18 protein-coding genes, 1 tRNA gene and 1 pseudogene are annotated in these 21,081 nt (G+C 66.1%); 7 read left to right on the top strand and 13 right to left on the bottom strand.

Annotated elements, in window-relative coordinates:
- Positions 1 to 71: 71 nt before the first annotated feature.
- Together G6N56_RS02465 and glnA are read left to right on the top strand one after the other, a co-directional pair.
- Complete coding sequence (locus G6N56_RS02465) at positions 72 to 506, top strand: DUF4383 domain-containing protein (RefSeq protein WP_085256841.1); 435 nt, start codon at positions 72 to 74, stop codon at positions 504 to 506.
- A gap of 156 nt (positions 507 to 662) precedes the next feature.
- Positions 663 to 2,099, top strand: a complete 1,437-nt coding sequence (glnA, locus tag G6N56_RS02460) for a type I glutamate--ammonia ligase (RefSeq protein ID WP_085256842.1) — start codon at positions 663 to 665, stop codon at positions 2,097 to 2,099.
- Between the two features lie 524 nt (positions 2,100 to 2,623).
- Here the strand turns inward: glnA and G6N56_RS02455 are convergent.
- From G6N56_RS02455 to phoU, 3 genes and pseudogenes are all read right to left on the bottom strand, one after another.
- Entirely contained in the window at positions 2,624 to 4,402 is a 1,779-nt protein-coding gene (locus G6N56_RS02455) for an NAD-binding protein (RefSeq protein WP_085256843.1), read from the bottom strand.
- 292 nt (positions 4,403 to 4,694) lie between these two features.
- Positions 4,695 to 5,006, bottom strand: a complete 312-nt coding sequence (locus tag G6N56_RS28725; protein ID WP_232069423.1) for a DUF3349 domain-containing protein — start codon at positions 5,004 to 5,006, stop codon at positions 4,695 to 4,697.
- Between the two features lie 3 nt (positions 5,007 to 5,009).
- Positions 5,010 to 5,642, bottom strand: a pseudogene (gene phoU / locus G6N56_RS02450) (phosphate signaling complex protein PhoU); the annotation flags it as partial.
- Positions 5,643 to 5,864: 222 nt separating this feature from the next.
- Here phoU and G6N56_RS02445 point away from each other — a divergent pair.
- From G6N56_RS02445 to G6N56_RS29695, 3 genes are read left to right on the top strand one after another with little or no spacing between them, the layout of a single operon-like run.
- The gene (locus tag G6N56_RS02445) at positions 5,865 to 8,624 is read left to right on the top strand and encodes a helix-turn-helix transcriptional regulator (protein WP_085256845.1); all 2,760 of its coding nucleotides are present in this window, start codon (positions 5,865 to 5,867) and stop codon (positions 8,622 to 8,624) included.
- A gap of 47 nt (positions 8,625 to 8,671) precedes the next feature.
- A complete protein-coding gene (locus G6N56_RS02440) occupies positions 8,672 to 8,968 on the top strand; it encodes a hypothetical protein (RefSeq protein ID WP_085256846.1) in 297 nt (98 codons plus the stop codon).
- A 47-nt stretch (positions 8,969 to 9,015) separates the two neighbouring features.
- On the top strand, positions 9,016 to 9,282 hold the full coding sequence (locus tag G6N56_RS29695; protein WP_408632656.1) for a PGRS repeat-containing protein: 267 nt from the start codon (positions 9,016 to 9,018) through the stop codon (positions 9,280 to 9,282).
- 99 nt (positions 9,283 to 9,381) lie between these two features.
- Here the strand turns inward: G6N56_RS29695 and G6N56_RS02435 are convergent, their stop codons facing one another.
- The 5 genes from G6N56_RS02435 to G6N56_RS02415 form a co-directional block, all read right to left on the bottom strand.
- Positions 9,382 to 9,735 (bottom strand): DUF732 domain-containing protein, encoded by a 354-nt coding sequence (locus G6N56_RS02435; RefSeq protein WP_085256847.1) that lies wholly within the window; start codon positions 9,733 to 9,735, stop codon positions 9,382 to 9,384.
- A 211-nt stretch (positions 9,736 to 9,946) separates the two neighbouring features.
- Entirely contained in the window at positions 9,947 to 10,261 is a 315-nt protein-coding gene (locus tag G6N56_RS02430) for a DUF732 domain-containing protein (protein WP_085256848.1), read from the bottom strand.
- Between the two features lie 324 nt (positions 10,262 to 10,585).
- Positions 10,586 to 11,842: an MgtC/SapB family protein gene (locus G6N56_RS02425; RefSeq protein WP_085256849.1), complete on the bottom strand. Its 1,257-nt coding sequence runs from the start codon at positions 11,840 to 11,842 to the stop codon at positions 10,586 to 10,588.
- Between the two features lie 315 nt (positions 11,843 to 12,157).
- Positions 12,158 to 12,457 carry a hypothetical protein gene (locus G6N56_RS02420; protein WP_085256922.1) on the bottom strand — a complete coding sequence of 100 codons (300 nt, stop codon included), beginning with the start codon at positions 12,455 to 12,457 and terminating at the stop codon, positions 12,158 to 12,160.
- A gap of 122 nt (positions 12,458 to 12,579) precedes the next feature.
- On the bottom strand, positions 12,580 to 13,005 hold the full coding sequence (locus tag G6N56_RS02415; RefSeq protein WP_085256850.1) for a cellulose-binding domain-containing protein: 426 nt from the start codon (positions 13,003 to 13,005) through the stop codon (positions 12,580 to 12,582).
- A 1,972-nt stretch (positions 13,006 to 14,977) separates the two neighbouring features.
- Between G6N56_RS02415 and G6N56_RS02410 the strand changes: the two genes are divergently transcribed.
- Together G6N56_RS02410 and G6N56_RS02405 are read left to right on the top strand one after the other, a co-directional pair.
- Positions 14,978 to 15,733: an alpha/beta fold hydrolase gene (locus G6N56_RS02410; RefSeq protein ID WP_264019387.1), complete on the top strand. Its 756-nt coding sequence runs from the start codon at positions 14,978 to 14,980 to the stop codon at positions 15,731 to 15,733.
- Positions 15,734 to 15,920: 187 nt separating this feature from the next.
- Positions 15,921 to 16,796 (top strand): patatin-like phospholipase family protein, encoded by an 876-nt coding sequence (locus G6N56_RS02405; RefSeq protein WP_232069193.1) that lies wholly within the window; start codon positions 15,921 to 15,923, stop codon positions 16,794 to 16,796.
- Between the two features lie 70 nt (positions 16,797 to 16,866).
- Here G6N56_RS02405 and G6N56_RS02400 read toward each other — a convergent pair whose 3' ends face one another.
- The 5 genes from G6N56_RS02400 to G6N56_RS02380 all read right to left on the bottom strand — a co-directional run bounded on the left by G6N56_RS02400 (position 16,867) and on the right by G6N56_RS02380 (position 20,988).
- The gene (locus tag G6N56_RS02400) at positions 16,867 to 18,057 is read right to left on the bottom strand and encodes an AI-2E family transporter (protein ID WP_232069192.1); all 1,191 of its coding nucleotides are present in this window, start codon (positions 18,055 to 18,057) and stop codon (positions 16,867 to 16,869) included.
- Between the two features lie 376 nt (positions 18,058 to 18,433).
- A tRNA-Pro gene (locus G6N56_RS02395) sits at positions 18,434 to 18,507 on the bottom strand.
- Between the two features lie 74 nt (positions 18,508 to 18,581).
- Positions 18,582 to 19,349, bottom strand: coding sequence for an IclR family transcriptional regulator (locus G6N56_RS02390; protein WP_085256852.1), 768 nt, complete (start codon positions 19,347 to 19,349; stop codon positions 18,582 to 18,584).
- Positions 19,349 to 20,179, bottom strand: a complete 831-nt coding sequence (locus G6N56_RS02385) for a cyclase family protein (protein ID WP_085256853.1) — start codon at positions 20,177 to 20,179, stop codon at positions 19,349 to 19,351. The genes G6N56_RS02390 and G6N56_RS02385 overlap by 1 nt, the downstream gene beginning before the upstream one ends.
- A gap of 11 nt (positions 20,180 to 20,190) precedes the next feature.
- On the bottom strand, positions 20,191 to 20,988 hold the full coding sequence (locus tag G6N56_RS02380) for an SDR family NAD(P)-dependent oxidoreductase (RefSeq protein WP_085256854.1): 798 nt from the start codon (positions 20,986 to 20,988) through the stop codon (positions 20,191 to 20,193).
- Between the last annotated feature and the right edge of the window lie 93 nt (positions 20,989 to 21,081).

Here is a 21,081-nt window from a genome sequence, read left to right as displayed (position 1 = left end):
CCCGCCGACCGTTGGCCGAGGTCTACTACCGCGCGTAGTATCGAACTCATTCATGCACAAGGGGGTGCACTGTGAGATGGAGTTTCGCCCAGATCGGGCTGCTGATCATTTGCGTCTTCCACGTCATTCAGGCGGTGATCGGCCTCATCATCGAACCCAGCTTCGCGACGGGGCCCAACGCGCCGACCGTCCAGCTGCTCGGAATGGACTACAACGGCTGGCACGCCGTCGCGGGCCTGGCTTTGTTCGCCCCGGGCCTGGTGCTCGCGGCGCGGAAGTCCTGGGCGGTGCTTTATCTGCTCCTCGCCGCCATAGCCGGTGCGCTGCCGGGCATTTGGGCCTTCTTCTCCCACCAGGTCGCCTACGTCTTCACCTTCCCCAACAACACCACCGACGCGGTGGTGCATCTGGTGACCGCGGCCGTGATGTTCGCGGTCGCGGCGGTGCAGATCCGAATGGACGGCGGGCTCAAGAACTCACTCGAGGATCTCCGGAAAGCGCGGTAGGTCAACCGGTTTGCGCTCGGCTTCGACGGCTGCGCGGCCACAGTGGTCCGCGCCCGGATGCGGAGAGCGCCGCGGCGTGCATCAATGAGAGGGCGCCGCGCACGACGGTTCCGCTGTCACCGTCAGCCCGCGGCGGACCACGCAAAGGAGCATGCCGTGTCCGAAAAGACGCCCGACGACATTTTCAAACTCGCCAGGGACGAGGGCGTCGAGTACGTCGACGTCCGGTTCTGCGACCTCCCCGGCACCATGCAGCACTTCACGATTCCGATCTACGTCTTCGACGAGGACGTGTTCGAAGAGGGCCTGGCGTTCGACGGCTCCTCGATTCGCGGGTTTCAGTCGATCCACGAGTCCGACATGCTGCTCCTCCCCGACGCGGAGACCGCGACCATCGACCCGTTCCGCGCCGCCAAGACGCTGAACGTGAACTTCTTCGTGCACGACCCGTTCACCCTCGAGCTGTACTCGCGCGACCCGCGCAACGTCGCCCGCAAGGCGGAGAACTATCTCATCAGCTCCGGCATGGCGGACACCGCCTACTTCGGGCCCGAGGCCGAGTTCTACATCTTCGACTCGGTGAGCTTCGACTCCACCATCAACGGTTCCTTCTACAAGGTCGACGCCACATCCGGGTGGTGGAACACCGGCGAGGCGACCGAACCCGACGGCAGCCCCAACCTCGGCTACAAGGTCCGTCCCAAGGGCGGATATTTCCCCGTCGCCCCCACCGACCACTACGTCGACCTGCGCGACGAGATCCTCACCCACCTGACCAACGCCGGATTCTCCCTGGAGAAGGGCCACCACGAAGTGGGCAGCGGCGGCCAGGCCGAGATCAACTACAAGTTCAATACCCTGTTGCACGCCGCCGACGATCTTCAGATGTACAAGTACATCGTCAAGCAAACAGCTTGGCGGGCAGGCAAAACGGTCACGTTCATGCCCAAGCCGCTGTTCGGCGACAATGGTTCGGGCATGCACTGCCACCAGTCGCTGTGGAAGGACGGCGTCCCACTGATGTATGACGAGACGGGTTACGCCGGCCTGTCGGACATCGCCCGCCACTACATCGGCGGTCTGCTCTACCACGCCCCCTCGTTGCTGGCCTTCACCAATCCGACCGTGAACTCCTACAAACGTTTGGTCCCGGGCTATGAGGCTCCGATCAACCTCGTCTACAGCCAGCGCAACCGCTCGGCCTGCGTGCGCATCCCGATCACCGGCCGCAACCCGAAGGCCAAGCGGCTCGAATTCCGTTGTCCCGACTCGTCGGGCAACCCCTACCTGTCGTTCGCGGCCATGCTGATGGCCGGCCTGGACGGCATCAAGCACAAGATCGAGCCGCCCCCGCCCATCGACAAGGACCTATACGAGTTACCGCCCGAGGAGGCAGCCGACATCCCCCAGGCGCCCACGCAGCTGTCCGCGGTGATCGACCGCCTCGAAGAGGATCACGAATACCTCACCGAGGGAGGCGTTTTCACCCCCGACCTGATCGCCACCTGGATCAATTACAAGCGGGACTACGAGATCGCGCCCTTCAACCTCCGGCCCACCCCATACGAATTCGCAATGTACTACGACGTCTGAGTCGGGCACCCAGGGCGAACCCGTCAGGGCACGGCCCTCGTCCTGGCAGCCGGCGATGAAGTCCGGCGGCGAGTCCACCATCGGCATGAGGCCGCTCTTGGTGACGTTGCCGAGCTCTTTCTCCCAGTACGCTTGCCAATCGGTGCCGGGAGGGGAACTGCACGTGGTGCTGATACACCTAAATATCGATGGCTTGCTTGCCTGGTTGTAGCACGGGGAACCGGGATCGGCTCCCGCCGCGGGCGCGCGAGCCAGGACGGCGGCGCATAGAACCGCTCCCGGCGTGCTTCCGCGCCTCCAGCTGATGCGGCAGATCTTATGCCGCTGGGCGCGCGGTTCGGCCCCACAAAAGGTCCACGAGCCCGATGGTTGAAGGACTAACCCGCGGTTGAGGATTGGGGCGATGCAGGCGGTCAGCCGGTCCGCCCCCACCAGGCAGGTGGTATGGCGATAGCCGGGCAACCGCCGTCGCGAAGGCCGTGGGGCTCAGGCCATCGGCATGTTGCTTGCGACTCGGACCCGCGTCAGACCTCGGCGTCCTGCGCCCATCGCGGCGGGCGTGCCACCCGCCCGTGCTGCGAACGGGCCGCCGCCAAGGTCGCCGCGCGCTCACCGCCGATCGTCGTCATCGCGGGCGGCTGGCCCTTGCGCAGCGTCGCGATCAGCTCCCGGTAGGGACCGATCAGGTAGACGGTGTCACCGGCTTCCAGCCGGGCGTCGCGGCGAGGGCGCAGGCGTATCGGCCCCTCCGGACGGGTGATGGCGATGACGCGCGTCTGGGTGGACAGCTCCACCATCCGCAGCCCATCGAGTTCGCTGCCCGCCGCCACCACCATTCCGCCGACCATGAAGGAGCGCTGCCCCACCCAGAACGTCCCCAACACCTGCAAGCCCATCGCCGCGCCGATGAACCAGGGTGCCGCCAGGTCCACGATCGACCGCACGTTCTCGAAGCCGAAGCGCGCGTTCACCGCGGCGCCCAGCGCACGACCCTGCACGCGCATGACGATCGGCACCTTGGTGTCCGAGCCCAAGATCTCCGACAAAACGATGCCGGTTTCGATGTTTTCCATGTCGTCATGGGTCACCACCGCCACCCCGCGGGCCCGATCGACCCGGGCGGACTCCAGCGTCTGCCGCATCGTCGAGTCACCGAAGATCACCGGCACGTCGAGCTCCGCCGCGGTCGGCAGGAAGCGGTTGTTCTCGTCCTGCTCGATCACCAGGACGTCGTAGCCGGCGGCCACGAGATCGCTCACCACGCGGATGCCGACGGAACCGAGCCCGACGACGACGACGTGGTCGCGCATGTGGCGAGCCCGCCGCAGCCCGGCCGTCTGGACGAACCGGCGCGACAGCAACAGGTCCGCGAGGAACGCGACGGGCAGCGCCGTAATGATGACGCCGCCGAACATCACGGCGACGGCGAACAGGCGAAGAAACGTGGATTGCTGCGCGAAGCTGAAGTCGCCGTAGCCGACCGTGGTGACCGTTTCGGAGGCGAAGTACAGCGCGTCGATCCACGACATCCTCGGGTGCTGGTAGCCAAACCGCACCACGGCCGTCGCGCCGAGCGTCAGGAGCAGCGCGAACGCCAGCGAGGGGAAGAGCATCGGGTTGACGTCGTCGCGCATGGCCCGCGCGGCATCGACCACGCGCCGCATCCGGGAGTGCCGGGAACGCGTCGCCGTCGCCGGGGGCAGGATGATCCCCCGCGCTTCCAACTCGTCCTTGGCGCCGATCATCGACGTCCAGTCCCCGGTGTAGACCCGCAGGTCCCGGCCGGGGCATGGCACTACTTCGCCGGGGGCCGGCGAGTTCTTGCCGTGGACCACCGCCACGGGCGCCAGGTCGGCGTAGATCTCGCGCAGCGTCCCGTCGTAAGGCGCTTCCGACCCCCAAACGACGAACTCGATTCCGGCCGTGCCGAACTGGTGCGCGTTGCGCGACAGGACCGCCTCGACGATCGACGGTGTCGCGAGATCCGCGACGTCGAGGATTGCGCCAGGGCCATTCACGGCGGTCACCGCTTCGCGGAGCACGTCGTTGGCCAGACGAGCTACCACGCGGACGTTCGGGCTGTATTCCCTTGCCAGCAAAGCGATCTCGAGATTCACTGCATCATTTGGGCCGGCGCAGACCACTGCCCGCGCCCGATGCACCCCGGCACCCAGCAGGTCGGCCGCGGTGTTGATCCTGATGATTCGCGCACCCGCTCCCCTGAGCTCCTCGGCGATCGTCTTGGACAGCGCGTCGTCACCGCTGACGATGATTTCGCGATGGAATTGGAAGATCTCGGCCATCTCGGGCGAATCCAGCCGGTCAGCGAGGTCGCTCGGGACCTTTGCTCAGTTCCGGTGAATGAGGCGTTGTCGTGTGCGGCATTGCTGCTCCGAGCTGTTGACACTGGTCGTCATTGATTCATACGACTATCGGGCACGATGACGAAAAGTGCCACCGGAACAGACCGGCCATCGTGACGAACTTCAGAGGGGGACGCGCCCGAGTGCGCGGCACAAATCCGCACAGGCGCAACAGATTCGACCCGAGTTCGTCACACGGACGAAATCGCCGGGGCGTATTAGGGCTGACGGGCTAACCGTTCGAGGCCTGAAAGTCATCACTGGCCGGCCATCCGCGATTCTCGAGGTGTCGCCTGACGCGTTCGACTTCGTCATGTGAGGGCAGTTGGTCGGTGATCTTGGTGACCATGACCTGAATGGTCGTCGCGTCGGCGGGTAGATCGCCGTGCCGAACGAGCTCCTCGCCGATTTGCATGACTTCCTCGTCGGTGAGGCGCCGGCGCAGAAGGGCCAGCAAGGGAAACGTGTCGGTCGCCGGAACGCCCTGGGGATAGCCCACACGCAGGAATCGCACAATCCTTGCGACGACGCCGGAAGCGGACATCGGCTCCCCTCGGGCCTGGAAGATGACGCGGCGTCCGATCTCGACGGCATGGTCGGCGAAGCGTTCGTAGTAACGGCCGAGCAGAGTGACATCGACGATCGGGGCGATACCGTGGTCCCACCGTCGGTCCATCAGCAAGGTGAAGAGTTGACGGTGCAAGTCGTCCATGGCGTCGTCGTCGCGGCTCAACCGAGCCGCCGCGACCGGGTCACCGGCTTGCACCGCGTGCCTGGCGTTGTTGCTCAGATCGACGGCGATGCGGCCCATTTCGGTGAAGTACCTGTTCGCCTCCTCGGGTAGGGCCGGCGACGGGTAGCGGCGACGAACGACCTTGGCGACGTGTAGCGCCAGCGCGGCCATGCGCTGCACGTCGGTGATGTTCTTCAGCGCGGCGACAACGACTCGAAGGTCACCAGCCACCGGCGCTTGGAGGGCCAGCACGGCCAACGCCTCTTGCTGGGCGCGCAGCCCGTTGATCATGATCTTGCTGTGGTCGGCCAGGACAGCTTCTGTCAGCATCACGTCGGCGTGCAGCAGCGCTTGGGTCGCGCGCTGCATGGCAGCGCCGGCCAGTGCGCACATGTCGGCGACTGCAACGGTCAGCGACTCCAGCTGCGAGTGGAAAGCGGTTCGCATATGCGCCCAGCCTATTTCGGTGGGACCTGCGTCACAGTGGCTTTGACGGGGTGACAGCGCCCGTTGCCACCTTGCTGAGCAACGGCCGCGCTGATGCGATCGATCTCCCGGGAGTTGGCCATCGCCGTGCGTTTCTGAGGCAGAATCATGCCCGTGATGACGATTCGGCAGGGTTCAGCCCGTGCCGGTGTGATTGTGTGACGCCGGTCCGGGGGAATCGCCATGGCGGAAACGTTCATCGGGCGGAGGGCCGAAGAACAGGCCGTGACCGACTTCCTCGACTCGGTCCCGCACCAGTCGTGCGCCCTCGTCATCGAAGGTGAACCGGGCATCGGCAAGACGACAGTGTGGGTGGACGCGGTACAGCGCGCCCTCGCGCGGGGATTTCGGACGCTGAGCTGCCGAGCCGCGGCCGCCGAGTCGGTGCTGGCCTACACCGCACTCGCGGACCTGCTGAGCGACGTTGACGACTCCGTCTGGTCGGATCTGCCGATACCGCAGCAGCGCGCCCTGGGTGGAGCGCTGCTGCGCCATCCGGTCGATGCCGACGACATCGACCCGCGGGCGGTGGCCGCGGCATTTGTCACTGTCGTCGGCCGGCTCGCGGCCGAACACACCGTCGTCATCGCGATCGACGACCTGCAGTGGGTCGATACGTCCAGCGCCAACGTGGTGGCTTATGCCGCACGCAGGCTGCCCGCCGGAGCGGGCCTGGTCTGCACGACCCGCAGCGACGAGGTGGCGGCACGGCTGCAGCTGCCCGATCCGAACGCTGTTCGCCGAATGCGGTTGGAGCCGTTGACCATTGGCGAGCTACATAGCATCTTGGTTTTTCGTTTGGGTCAATCGGTCGCCCGTCCCACGTTGCTGCGTATCCACCAAATAGCCGGGGGCAACCCCTTTTACGCGTTGGAGTTGGCGCGGGAGGTCGGTCCCGCGGGACACGCCGCCGGATTGAGCCTGCCGAGCAGCCTCAACGAACTCGTCCGGTCGAGGATCGGCCGGGTCGGCGCCGAAGACATCCTGCTTGCTATTGCCAGCCTCGCCGATCCAACGGTGCCGATCGTGGCCCGCGCCACCGCCTTTACGGCGGACCAGCTGGTGCAGTCGCTCAGTGCGGCCGAGGCACACGAGGTGGTGTCCATCGACGGAAGGCGGCTTCGATTCACCCACCCGATCCTGGCGCACGGGGTCTACAGCGCCGCACCGCCTGGCCGCCGCCGCGAAATGCACCGGCGCCTGGCCGACTTGGTCGACGAGCCCGAGTTGCGCGCCCGCCATCTGGCGCTGTCCGACGCGACCGGCGACCTCCGGACGGTGGAGGCTCTCGACCTCGCGGCGGAACTGGCCCGCCGCCGGGGAGCCCCCGCCGCCGCCGCCGAGCTGCTGGAACTCGCGATCGGCTTGGGCGCGGATTCCCCGGAGCGCCGGATTCGGTTGGCGACCCACCACTTCACCGCCGGAGACGCCGCCCGCGCCCGGACGGTGCTCGAGCAAACCGTCGAACGACCGGCGCCCCCGGCGCTGCGCGCCGAGGCTCTGCGGCTGCTCGGGCAGTGGAGCCTGCTCGACGGTAGTTCGCGCGAAGCTGCCGAGTTACTCGACCGCGCACTCGCCGACGTGGGGGACGACCTGGCGTTGCGCACCTTGATCTTGGTCCCCCTGTCGTTCGCCCTCATCAATGTCGGCCGACGAGATCGGGCCTCGGCCAGCGTCGAGGACGCCGTCAGCGCCGCCGAGGCCCACGGCCAGCCCGACCTCCTGAGCCAGGCGCTGAGCATGCGGGTCCAGGTGCGCTTCCTTCTCGGCGAGGGCATCGACGAGCCCGGCTTGCAACGCGCGCTCGATTTGGAGGATTCGCGGACCGCCGTCTCGGCGCTGCTGCGCCCCAGGGTCCAGGACGCGATTCTCCTGGCGGGCACGGGACGCCTGGAGCAGGCGCGACTGCAGTTGGACACCATCCGGCGCAGCTATATCGAGCGCGGCGAGGAAAGCGAGCTCATGATGTTCGCCTTCCATGGCGGCCTCAACGAGGTCTGGCGGGCCGACTTTGCCGCAGCCGGTCGGATAGCGGACGACGCCATGGAACGTGCGCTACTGCTCGGCCGGGACTTGCCCCTCGCGGTGGCCCTCATGCTGCGGGCGGCGGTTGCCGCGTACACCGGTTCCGAGCCCGAGGCCCGCCGCGACGCCGGCCAGGCCCTCGCCGTCGGCGAGCGGTGCGACTCCCCCGGCCTGGTGACCGTCTGGCCGACAACCATACTGGGGTTTCTCGAAGTGTCCGCAGGCAATTACGCCGCCGCCCTCGGCACGCTCGGGCCGCTGTTACGCGAACTCGGCGAAGAACCGCGCGCGACCGAGATTTATGTCGCGCCTTACCTTCCCGACGCCATCGAGGCGATGATTGGCCTGGGCCGCCTCGATGACGCCGAGCCGCTCATCGAAGCCCTCGAGCGCAACGGGCGCCGGCTCGATCGCCCGTGGATGTTGGCCACCGGCGCGCGGTGTCGCGCCATGCTGCACGCGGGGCGCGGCGATACCGCTTCCGCCGTGACCGTCGCCGAACGCGCAGTAAACGAGCACGAACGCCTACCCATGCCGTTCGAACGCGCGCGCACGCAGCTGCTGCTCGGGCAACTGCACCGTCGGCAGCGCCGCCGCGACGCGGCGACCGCGGTCCTGCGCGAGGTGGTGCGGACCTTCCGGCAGCTGGGCACCACAGCGTGGATCGACCGCGCCGAAGCCGAGCTGGCGCGGGGCGGTTCGGGCAGGCGCGGCGACCACGAGTTGACGACGACAGAAGAGCGCGTCGCCGAGCTCGCCGTTTCGGGCATGAGCAATCGCGACATCGCCGCCGCGCTGTTCATCAGCGTCAAGACGGTGGAGTTCAATCTCGGCCGGATCTATCGGAAACTCAACATCCGGTCGCGGGCGCAGATCCACCTGGCGCTGAAACGGGAATCCGGGTCGGGTGCGGACTAGGGAAAACCCCGATGGCAACTGCTCGGTGCCGTCTATACCGTGGTCGAATGACGACCGCCGAGGACCCGCAACCGCGGTTCCTCGTCGAGTGGTACGGGCTGCAGGGGGCTGCCCAATCGATCGGCGCCATTGCCGATCGGCTCAACGAGCACGCGACCTCGTTGTCGACGTGCGGCAGGCAGGTGCGGCTGCTCGCGGCGATGGCGGTGCCGGCCGACGACTATGTGTTCGGCGTCTTCACCGCCGAGTCCGCCGAGATCGTGGCGCAGCTGTGCGGTGACGCCGGCGCTCCCGCCGAACGGATCAGCACGGCCGTCGGGTGGGTGCAAGCCCAGGATTCGTGATACTGGGAGCTTTTTGGCGAATTCCCCCGATTGAACGCGTGTGGTCCATGTCTAGCGTTTCTCCTGCGGTCCTGCCGCGCCCTGCGGATGTGGTGGCCACCCGTCGCGTCCGGGGCGGATTCCGACCTGCCCGGTGCGGCTTCACCGGGGTCACGAACGCACAGGGCACCGGCACGCCCGGGCAGGCCGGCGGGATCCTCTGGGGCAACGGCGGCAACGGCGCCAACGGTGGGAGCAGCGGCGGCGTGGCGGGCGGCGCCGGTGGCACAGGCGGAGTGTTATTCGGCAACCACGGTACTACCGGGATGGGATGACCCGAAAACACCTGCCGCGCAACGCATTGCAATGCGGCTCTCGTTGGCGTGATTTGCCGCTATTTGGACTCTCAAAAGGCCGCCGCGGCGCTTCCGCCGTCACGTGCAAAGGCTGGGGGCGTCGCATACATTGCCGGGGCAATAGGTGTTGTGCGCGGCGTTGACCATGGTCCCGACGTCCAACAGTGTGACGCCCCTTGCGTTTAGGTGGGCGTGAACGTCGTCGGCAATCTGTTGTGGCGTCCAACCCCACGTGAGGTCGTAGCAGATGAGGTGCGCTTCCCCGATGAGGGCCTCTTCCGTCTTGGGCGGCCACGTGACGCCGACGGCGCGCAGCTGGGCCAGGTATGCGTCGTCAGCGGGGTTCGCGGTGGCGATCCCCGCGCTACCGACCAGGGCGGCGCCGGCCGCCATCAGGACGGTGAATCCCGCCCGCCAGCGAAGTGAGGGCATTCGATTTCCCTTCCTTGGGTTAGCGCGGCCGCCGGCGGTGTGCGATCCCAGCAGCACGGATACGAAGAATAACGAAAGCGTGGAATGACGGGTCCCGATATTCATGTCCGATTTATGCGCTTGGGCCGCGACATTCGTCGCGCGCGACACTGTCCGTCGAGTTCGAAGCATTACCACCGAGTCACGGCTGAGCCGCTGGGCGATTGAACCGTCACGACGGTATATCCGCATAGCGCGGGCAATATGCGCGTTCCGCCACGGCCACGAAGTACCCGGCATGCTCAGCGTCTAGGCCGCTGCTGTTCATGACGTCGGTCGCGATCTCGTCCTGCGACCTGCCCATATCGAGTTGGTGACAAACCAAACGACCGGCCGCGATCGCGGCTTTGTCCGACTCGTGGTCGATGCCGTGTGCCTTCAGCGCAGCGATGAACGCGTCGTCGATAGCGTCGGCGCGCGCTGTCGGGACCGATCCAACCGCGCAAATCAACACAACAGCGACTGACACGATCGCGGCCAACAACATTCGCGTCGGTCCGGGGCTGTGCAACTGAGTACGACGGGTACACGGTCGCCCGAGAACCTCGACCGGAGGCGGGCCTGCCACCATCACAAATCCTCCCCTCGGAGGGAATCGCACCTCGGCCCCTCGGGCGGTCGGTGGCAATGCCACTGACGCGAGTAAAGCAGTGGCACCGAGTGACGGCTAGGGCCGCAGGGCCTTCCACGGCGGGACGAAGGCCCATCTGTCCGGCTAATGTCCCGCGTCAGCAAGTGCCCCAGGGCAGACGAGTCCAGCCCCGGACCGAGCGAGGCAGTGTCTGCCGTCGGGCGACGACCGCACTCCCGCTCAAGTCGCGGTTATCACCCCGGCCAAGGCGGCGCCGAATACCACGGCCGGAATGGCCGTCCCGGCAACAAATCCGAGCCCGAAGCGACGGCCGCCGGCTGTAAATGCCAGGACCGCCTTGACGATCAGGTTGGAACCGAGCGCGGCACCGATGGCCAGCAGCCCGGTGTCCACGGTGATGTCGCCCTTCGCCGCCAAACTGGCTGCAGCAACGGCACCGGCATGCGCGTCGGCAAGACCCGCGGCGAACGTGGCAAGCACCACCCCGTTCGGGCCGAGCATGTCAGCGCCCCAGCGCCCGACCAGCAGCGCGAAGGTGAGCACCGCGGCCAGGACCAGGGCAGGCCGCAGGGCGAAAGGGCGGCTCGCCGTCGTCGCCTCGACGCCGTCGCCCTCGGCGGCTTTTTGCTGATGAGGCCGGGGCGCACCTCGATAGACGAAGGCTGCGACACCCGCGAGCACGACCGCGGCGGCGACCACCGGCGGCCAGAGGCGCCGCAGCACGTCGACGTCGACGAGCCCGATGACGACCAGAAGCTGCGCAAAGGTGGCGAGGCTGGCGAGCAACGCGCTCGCCAAGGGTGCCCGCAGGCTGGTGGCCGTGCGGCTCAGCCGGCCCATCGACGCAGTCGTCGCCGTCGCGGAGATGAATCCGCCGGCCAACCCGGTGACCAAGAGGCCACGTTCCGGCCCAAGGGCCCGAACACCGATGTAGCCGACCCAACCGATACCGGTGAGCAGCACCACGAGAAGCCAGAGCTTCGCTGGGTTCAGCACCCCGTAGGGCCCCAGCCGCTGATCCGGTAGGAGCGGCAGAATCACGAACGCGACGACGAAGAACTTGATCGCGTCCTCTAACTCGACGTCGCTGACAATCTCGCGGGCGAAGCGATGGATGCGGCTCTTGGACACCAGCAGCGCCGCCACGACGACGGCAATTGCCACGGCCACCGTCGGGCGGGTGTAAGCGAGCGCGCCGAGCAGATAGGCCACGAGCGCCGCGAACGCCGTTGTAGTCCCGGGGTCCTGTTCACTGGTGCGGAAGTAGGCGAGCGCCAACAACGGCCCAACGCCGACAAGCCCGGCCAGGACAGTCCACTGGTTGAAGCTGGCAGTCACGGCCCCAACGAGCGACAGCAGCGCGAACGAGCGGGAGCCTGCGGCGAGCTTGCGGTTGTGACTGCGTTCGCGCTCCAAACCGAGGAGCAACCCTATTGCCAGCGCCACCAGGAACGGCTGGATCTCATGCCAACTCACAACGACTTCTATCCGCCAAACCCGCAGCGGCGTTTCGAAGGCGCTGCATATCCAGCCGAACTGGTTGCCGGTGAGACGACGCGGAGGCGGTATCAAGAAGATTGTTCATTCGTCTCCCTGCTCGCGTGCCGCTGATCAGCCCACGGCCCTTCCTATTGCCCCGCAGCACGCGGGTTGGTGACGGCAAGCTAACCGCCGCACGCCTCGCCTCATCTAGTGCCGAAGGTCCCGTAGCCACAGGATCGACGCAAACGAGCGTCGTCGGGGGGACTGAGTATGCTTCCCCCGCACCGTCAGCCGAGGGCACAGCCCCTGCTAGTCGCCGGCGCTGACCGCCTCGAGGCGCTCGTTCACCCGGGCCAGGGCCTCGTCGAAAACCTCGACCTTCTCGCCGCGCTTCTCGTTGGCGGGCTGGGCGGCGCCGCGCGCGCCTTCGGCCTGCACCCGAGCCGCGCCCTGGCGGCGCAACAGGCTGAAGTTCTTCTCGCGGGCCTGCCTGAGCCGGCTCTGGAGTTCCTTCAGCGACTGCTCGTCCATGCGGGTGAGGGCTTCGGGATGGCTCTCGCCGATCAACGCGGCTTCCTGCGGGGTCAGGTTGACGTGGTGGTTGCTCACCGTTGATTCATAACCCGGCGTCCATACCCGCACCGACGAATCGGCCCACGCCATCCCAAACCGTCACGCCGCGGCCACTTCGAGTTCACGTCGCCGTGCGGAGCACGGCAGCGGCGCGGCCCCTAGGTGCAGGGTTGCCCGTTGATCAAGCAATTCGTCGGCGGCGAGTAAGTGCCGCTCAGCACCCCTCGAAAACCACCTGTGGCCGACCCGCCAGGCGGGATGATGCGATTCCAGTTCGCCGGGGTGAGCACAAAGTGCGTGCCGGATTGGGTAATCGTGCTGTTCCACGTGTGCAAGACGGACTGTCCCGCCGGCATGTCGAAATCGATCCGCCAATCGGTCAGTTGCGCCAAGCTCGAGTTCGTGACGGTGAAGTGGGCGATGAAACCGGTCTGCCACGTCGAGCTCACCGACAACGTCGCCGTGACCGCGGCCGCTTGCGCCATGGGCGGGATGGCGAGTCCGAGGGTGACGGCGATCAATGCCGAAACGGCTACGTGAAGCGCTGTGCTCCAACGCTTTCCGTAACGGCTCAGTATGCTCATAGCGGTCTCTACTATAGCGAAGCAAGCGGCATGAAGCCCCCGTCGCGCCAGTGAAGCTGCAATAACTTGGCTCAACCGAAACCGTCATGAAATCTGACGCTTGGCGTCGCCCGGGTTTGTCGCTGCCCGCCCGCGCCGCCGCGCACCGGGCAGTCACGCGGGCTTTAGCCACCTGGGGAGCGCGCCCCCGAGGAGTCACGGGCCAGCCAGGAGGCACATAACCGCTATCGCAGTCAACGCCTGACAGCCTTTCCCACAACGTCGCAAAGGCGAGCGCGGATCTGGCGCACCTCGGCAGCGCTCACTCAGGCAGGCCCACAGTGCTGGTCGATCTTGCTATCAGCGAGTCGACGGTCACCGGCTATGCGCTGAGCCGCAGCGATTTTCGAGTCGTCGAGGCATCGGTGGCAATCCGGGAGATCGCGGGCCTGGCCTGGGCGCAGCGTTCATTCTGCTCGGTGACTGCCTTTTCGGCGTGCCGGGTGCGGGGAGCCACTGCGATAACAAATCGAAGGCTACGGCAGTGTCAGCACGAGCTACGCGTTATGCAAAGCATGGCACTTTTCCGTAGGTGCAGGGTTCGTCATTGCCGGCAGTAGACCGCGGGTGGGGGGCTATCCGCGGGTCACGGCTCCTGTCTGTCCGTATAGACGCGCCGGCCGAACGAGTTGCAGGACAACATAGGTGGGCGGGCCCGCGGTGTTTTGCTTTCGGCTCGGTCATGGCGCCAGCTGTCGTGGCGGCGTCGTCGAAAACTTGACTGACCGGCCGGTGGGTTTAATGCCGACGACCGCAGAGCCGCAGCCCTCTTCCGCGGTTCAACATCGTCTGCAGCGCGGTTCGATCGCCGGTACTGGGGCGTCGTTGCCAAGCGGCGGCTGGTAACAGCTCGTGTGCGCCCACAACCAACTCGTGTGCGCGCGCAGACCAACGTCATCCTGCTCGCGCGCATAGCTTTGGTCATAGCTGATGACATGCCCACCTCCCGAGCATCGTGTATCTCGTCTGTGCTGGGCGTGAAACCGGATATGCCGACGATCGGCGGGAGGTCAACCATGGCAGCGGCAGCACGCAGCAGCGCTGTTCTCGGCGGCGTGACGGCGATCAGACCGTGGGCCGCGGTGCACGCATGCCGCCACTCTGGATCCCATAATCCCCACGCAAGAATCGCAAAACCGCGCGACCCCTCACCCGCAATACGTTCGGTGCTCTTCGAAGCGCAGACCGGTGCAGGCGCGATGCTTAAATGGTTCAAGGGCCCCTGTCACCCGGGCCACACAAGTGCTCACCGGAGCCGTTCACGAACGATCGCGCCCCCGATACGGGTACGTCGCCTGCGCGATGCTTCCCCGCTGGCTGGCCGGCCTCAGCGCGAGCGACGCTGCACTCGATTGCAGCCAGCTCTCGCCGCGCGCTGGCAACATCTCAGGGTCGGCTCGGTAGTGCGCACCACGGGGTTAATGCGCAACAGAGCTCAGCGCAAGTCCGTCGAGCGGGCCCAGCAGGTCCTAACCAAGTACGACATCCTGACTACCCCCATGCTCGCGACCATGCCGCCCAAAGCAATCTGTTGGCGCGAACAGGCGTTGGAGCCCAACGCGTTACGAGCCGTCTGGCCCACGTGTTTTCTGGGAACATCGGATCTGTCAGGCTTTCCGGCCATGTCTATGTCTGTGGGAATAAAGCCGGTCAGGCGTTCGCATCGGTCCCTAATCCTATGGCGCCACCGTCGTGTGAGTGAGGCTACCTAGCGTTGCGGCACAGCCCGAAAGCGTCAACTCGTGGCGGCGTGCACTCACCGTCACGAATCGTCCGGGGTGCTCAAACCCTATGCGTTGCATGCACATCGCAATGACGGCCACCCTCCCCGAGACGGGCTAATGAGGGCTCAATTGGATGCATGATCGATAGAGGATCCGATGTCCGACTTTCCCTGCACATTCCACACAGGAACCGTTAGGAGCATGTCGTAGTGACGCGCGATACAGAATCATTGGGATCGGATAGGTACACATTTGTCCTGGTGCACGGTGGTTGTCATGACGGCTCGGCGTGGCGGCAGGTTGTCGAACGCCTAGAGCAACTGGGCCACACCGCTCTCGCCCCAACGGTCGCCGGCCACGGGCACGGTGTCCCCAAGAACGTCACTCACGCCGAATCTACCGAGTCGGTCGTGGACTATATCGTCGAGAAGAAGCTAACGGACTTCATTCTTGTCGGCCACGGTTACGCAGGCACAATCATCAGCAAGGTGGCCGAAGCGGTTCCGGAACGCATTCGCCGACTGGTGTTTTGGAGCGCATTCGTTCTCCACAACGGCGAGACCGCGCTGGAGATGCTTCCTTCGGGTACAGAGATGTTCGCCAAAATGGCCGCGGAATCTGTCGACAATACCTTTACGGTTCCCTTCGACGTCTGGCGCGATGCCTTCATCAACGACGCCGGGCCCGAACTGGCCCAGCACGCCTATGCGCAGCTTTCACCCGAGCCATATGGGCCATGGGTCGAGCCACTGGATATGACCAAGTTCCATAGTCTTTCAATCCCGCGCAGCTTCCTCGTCGGTACGGAGGACCTCGTGATGCCACCAGGAGAGGCGGGTTGGCATCCACGGATGTCAAGCCGGCTCGGGACTTTCCGGCTGATTCAGATGCCTGGAAGCCACGAAGCGCTGTTCACCAGGCCATCTAGTGTGGCCGACAAGCTCGTCGAAGCAGGCCGCGACTAGGTGGCAACCGCGTTGTCGAGGGACGTGTTCCCACGCGTCGACCATGTCCCAAATCGAAGGCCGTCCCAGGAATGTTTGGTTCCTCGGTTGAGCCGCTGCAGCGGGAAGGAACGTCAGGTTGGGCGGTGCCTAAGGAAGTAGCGGCGATACCACCGCGCGACCCGGATCGCTGTTTTAGCCTGACTGGGTGGACGGTCAGGTGCTTAGGCTGGACGGGCTCCCGCAACCAGTCGGTTACGTACTTGGCGGAGGGGCCAGCCTTGGCGCGATCCAAGTGGGCATGCTTCAGGCGCTCAGCGAGTGGGAAGTCACTCCCGATCTCGTCGCCGGAACGTCGGTTGGGTCGCTCAACGGCGCGGTCATCGCCGCGGACCCAAAGGGTGCGGTGAACCGACTCTCGCACGTGTGGGCACGACTGACACGAGATCAGGTGTTCCCGGGCGGCTTGCTCGCGCAGGCCTTGCTGCTGCAGAGGGTCAAGACGCACCTGTTCCCCAACACCGGACTGGCTGCGGTGATCACCGACTTTATCGGGCAGGCAACGACATTCGCCGATCTGACACTGCCGCTCGCCGCAGTCACGACAGATATCGCCACCGCTCGACCACACGTTGTGCGTGACGGTCTGCTGCTTCCCGCTCTGCTGGCCAGCGCGGCGATCCCGGGTATCTTCCCATCCGTCGACCTCGACAGCCACCAGCTCTACGACGGCGGTCTGGTGGCCAACGTCCCCATGCGCCAAGCGGTCGAGATGGGGGCACGCTCGTTGGTGGTGCTCGACTGCAACTTTCCTGGCCAACTGCCGGGTTCGACTGACACCGTCGCCGACATTCTGCTCTACACAGTGATGGTCGCGATGCGGGCACAGTCCGTCCTCGAGGCTCCTGTCATCGCCGCCGGGATCCCGGTCGTGTACCTTCCCGGGCCCGCGCCCAGACTGGTGTCGCCACTTGACTTCACACAGACTGCCGCGTTGATCGAGGCTGCGTATGTGTCCGCTCGCGCGTTCCTAGAGCAACTCCGCATCACAGGTCCGGGCTTGTACGGATCCCCATCCCCCTGATGGTCTCGCTCGCGTTTCCAACGCACCAGCGCGGAGAGTACGCCGTCAGCCTCGCTCCGGCACGCTGCGATCATGTTTCATCGAGCGTGGGGAAAAGCAGTTCTGAGACCAGTAGTTGCAGCGCCGCCGCGACCGGGATGGCAAGCAACGCCCCGACCACCCCTAGCAGTGCCGCACCGATGAGGACGGCCACCACGGTGACACCGCCTGGCACCTTCACCGCCCGGCCAATGATCCTCGGGGTCAGCAAGTAGTCTTCGGCCAAGCGGAATGCAATGTAGAACCCCACGGTGGCGATGCTCACCGGAATCGAAACGGTCAGCGCAACAAGGGCGACTACGAACCCGCCGACTGTTGACCCGTATGGGAAAAGATCCACGATCGCGACAAAAGCCCCGAGCAGCCACGGATACGGGACATGCGAGGCGAAACACCACGCAAACGTCGCCGCTCCGGCAATGAGCGAGGTCAGCACATTGCCGAAAACGTAGTCACCGACCTTGGCCACCACCTCGTCGCCGATGAGGATCGCGCGCGGTCGGCGAGAGTTCGGCACGAACCGGTACACCGTGGTCCGGATGCGGGGCATGTCAGCCAGGAAATAGATGGTGAGCACAGCCACAATCCCGACATGTGACGCGGCGCCGAACACCGTCTTTCCGACCTTGACGACACCCGCGACCGTCGGTGTGCCCGGGCCATGGATCGTGTCGGTGATCCGTTGTTGCACATGGAAGCGCTCGTTGAGCCTGCCGATCAGCGAGGAGTGGTCGTGAGCCTGCTGCAGATAGTGCGGCGCCTGTTCGATGAATTGGCGTGCTTCCTGCACAAGCGGCGGAATCGCCGCCGCAACGGCACCGGCGAGGACACCGAACACCACCATGACCACCAGGCTGACCGCCGCCCATCGCGGGAGTTTGCGGTTGACCAGCCCCGACACCGCGGGCTCAAGTCCCAGGGCGAAAAACAACGCCGCACCGATCAATACCAGCACCGACGACGCCGAGCCGAGGACACGCACCACTCCATACGTGACCGCCACACCCGCCGAGGCCATTAATCCCACATAAAACGGGGAACCTCGGTCAAATCGCCGGCCCCGGGTGCCGAACGGCAGGCTCTCTGAGCGGATCTGTGCCGCGACTTGTTCGGCGGTGGCGATCAGCCCTTCATCGTGTCTGTGAGGTCGACCCACGCGGCGGTGATGGCCCTGATCGGCAAGTCCGTGGTCGATCGGCTGGCCGTCCGCGATGTTGTTCAATGTCCGAACTCCGTTCATCAGTCGAAACAGACCGGCTACGTCCCCGACGCGTTTCTACAGTGACCCCGAAATCTCGGCTGCGGACGCGAATGCAGCATCCGATTTCCAGGCGGGGCGTGGTCATGAAGGTGTCCACGGCGGCGAAAGCTCGGCCAACACTGGCGGGAGCAAAACCGCCGAATAAAGTGATGCTCGGCCGCACCGCTTAACGTGCACAGACGCGCATGGCGTCTGGTCAAACTCGCAGAACGTCCCCTACACGACTCCATCGAGCGCGCCGCCGCCACCCCGTGTGGTCCCCAGGGCGGTTTTTACCTCACGCAACCGTCACGGCTGAATATCGACGTCATCGCAGGTCAAGACCTATTTCACAAAGTCGGGCTGACAGGATTTGAACCTGCGACCACTTGACCCCCAGTCAAGTGCGCTACCAAACTGCGCCACAGCCCGGATGCCGCCGGGAAGGACCGGCAGCAGGTCGAAAGCCTACCGCAGCCGGCGCCCGGCTCCACGACGGCCCGCCATCAGGCCTTTTCCAGTCGGGCGTTCACGCGCTTCACCCACGCCAGCAGCGCCCGGGCCAGCTCGGCTTCGCGACGGTAGAACCGCTGCGCGGGAACGGGAACGCTGACGGCCACCATCTGCCCGTGCACGCCGCGCAGTACCGCTCCCACCGCGCAGATGCCCTCGGTCTGCTCCTCGCGGTCATGGGCGACGCCCTCGGCGCGGACGCGCTCGAGCTCCTTGCGCAGCGCTGCGGGGCTGGTGATCGTGTTCTCGGTGAGTCGGGCCAGGCGAGACGGCACGGCCCGGGCCTGGCGTTCGGGCGGCAGGTTGGCCAGCAGCGCCTTGCCGTTGGCACAGCAATGCAGCGGGAACGACTCCCCGACCGCGCTGATCGCGCGCAGGCGGTGCGGGGACACGACCTGGTCGACGAACGTGGCGCGGTCGCCGTCGAGGATAGACAGGTCGACGGTCTCCCCCAGCTCCCGCGACAGCTCCTCCATGAACGGGTGCACGTCCATCACGACACCGAGGCGCACGGTGTCGGCCAGCCGCGCGATCTCCGGGCCCAGCCGATACGGACCACGCGGCCCCCGCGCGGCGACCAGCCCCTCGTCGTCCAGCGCGTTGAGGATCCGGCTGACGGTGGAACGCGCCATGCCCAGCCGCTCGCCGATCTCGGCCTGGCTGAGCCCGCCCGGGTGCGCCTGCAGCAATCGGAGCAGTTCGGCCGCCCGGGCGATGACCTGGATTCCACCGCCGCGAGCCTCCTCGACGTCGGCGGTCATCACGCCGCCCGACCCGTCTCGATCCGGTAGCCGCCGGTGGGATCGACGATGGCCACCAGCCGCACGATGCACCCGTCGCCGCCGACCCACCGCCACGGGAAGGCGGCGAAGGTGACGCGCTTGCCGGTGACCTCGTCCAGGTCGCCACCGACGTTCTCGAAACCATAGATGCCGTTCGCCAGGATCGCCCGGTGGCACGGTTCCCATTCTGGGAAGTCGTCGAGTACGGCGCGCCCCGTCTCTTGCTCGTATTCCTTGACCGCCCAGGGCAATAGGCCACCGGTGTGCTCCGCGGGCCCGTGCGGCGCGATCGAGGTGGCCAGCGGATGATCCAGCGCCTGGGTATCGGTGCCGACGGCCTTGACGCCCTTGGCGGCGAACCATTCCCCGGCGTCCTTGTCGAAGCCCGGCGAGTAGGCGTAGTACTCGGCACTGTCGGCGTATTTGTGGTGCCACCCGGTGTTGACGACGACGATGTCGCCCGGCCGGATCTGTGGTGTCGCCTTTTCCAGATCCTCGGCGGTGACGACCTCCCACTTCTGTTTGGGGATCGACACCACGACCCCGGTGCCGAAGAACGCGCTCAGCGGGATCTCGTGCAGGAAGGGCGTGCCCTCGACCACGTGCGCGGGGGCGTCGATGTGCGTGCCGGAATGCATGACGGTGGTGATCTTTTGGGTGAGCACGCGGCTTCGCGCCATCGTGTGCAGGCGCTCGATCCTGACGTCGTCGAAGTAGGGCCACGCCGGCGCGCCGTGACCCCACGGGTGGGACAGGTCGTAGAACTCCAACTTCGATTCGGCCTCGCCGAGCGGCCAGGTGATAGTCATCCCAATTCCTTTCAGCAGGCGGTGTATCCGCCGTCCAGGTACATCACCTGGCCGGTGTAAAAGCTCGATGCGTCGCTGAGCAAATAGATCAGGGCGCCGACGAAATCCTCGGGCTCGGCGAAGCGGCGCAAGGGAATTCGGGCGAACATCGCCTCGCGGGTGGTGCGGCCCCTCTCGTCGTCGGCGTACATCCATTCGGTGAGATCGGAACGGAAAACCGTTGGGGCGAGGACGTTCACGCGGATGCCGTCGCCGCCCCACTCGGCTGCCAGCGACTTGGCCAGCAGGTCGGTGGCACCTTTAGACGGGCAGTATGCGCTGTATCCGGCGGGATGGCCGAGCGATCCGCGTACCGAAGAGACGAGGACGACGCTGCCGCCGGCGCCCTGGTCGATCAGCACCCGCCCGGCGGCCTGGCACACCAGCCAGGCGCCCCGCGCGTTCGCGGCCATCACCTTGTCGAAGTCGTCGACGGCCATGTCGGTGATGGGCGCGACGTGGTTCATGCCCGAGGCGACCAGTACGCCGTCGAGCCGGCCGTGCCTGGCGACAGCCGCCTCGACCATCGCGCGGGCGTCGGCCGGGGACTCTGGCCGGCGGCTGACCACCGCGGCGTCCCCGATGCCCGCCTCATCGACCAGTCGGGCGAGGCCCGCAGCGTTGCCGCCGGCCAGCGTGAGTCGCGCGCCGGCCCCGGCCAGCGCCCGGGCCGCGACGCTACCCAGCGAACCGGTCGCCCCGGTGATCAGGATCGACTTTCCTTCGACGCTAAAGCGCGAGGCGGTGGGCGCATCCTGTGTCACGTTCACTGTTCCTCCAAATCCCGCAATACGGCGCTATAAGCCCGTTATACGAGAACGTTAAGGAGCATCAGGCGGCGAAGTCAACATGTATTCCTGTGA

This window comes from Mycobacterium saskatchewanense, from assembly GCF_010729105.1.
Lineage (GTDB): Bacteria > Actinomycetota > Actinomycetes > Mycobacteriales > Mycobacteriaceae > Mycobacterium > Mycobacterium saskatchewanense.
The sequence above is the reverse complement of the archived record's forward strand: the minus strand, read 5'-3'. Positions and strand labels throughout refer to the sequence as shown.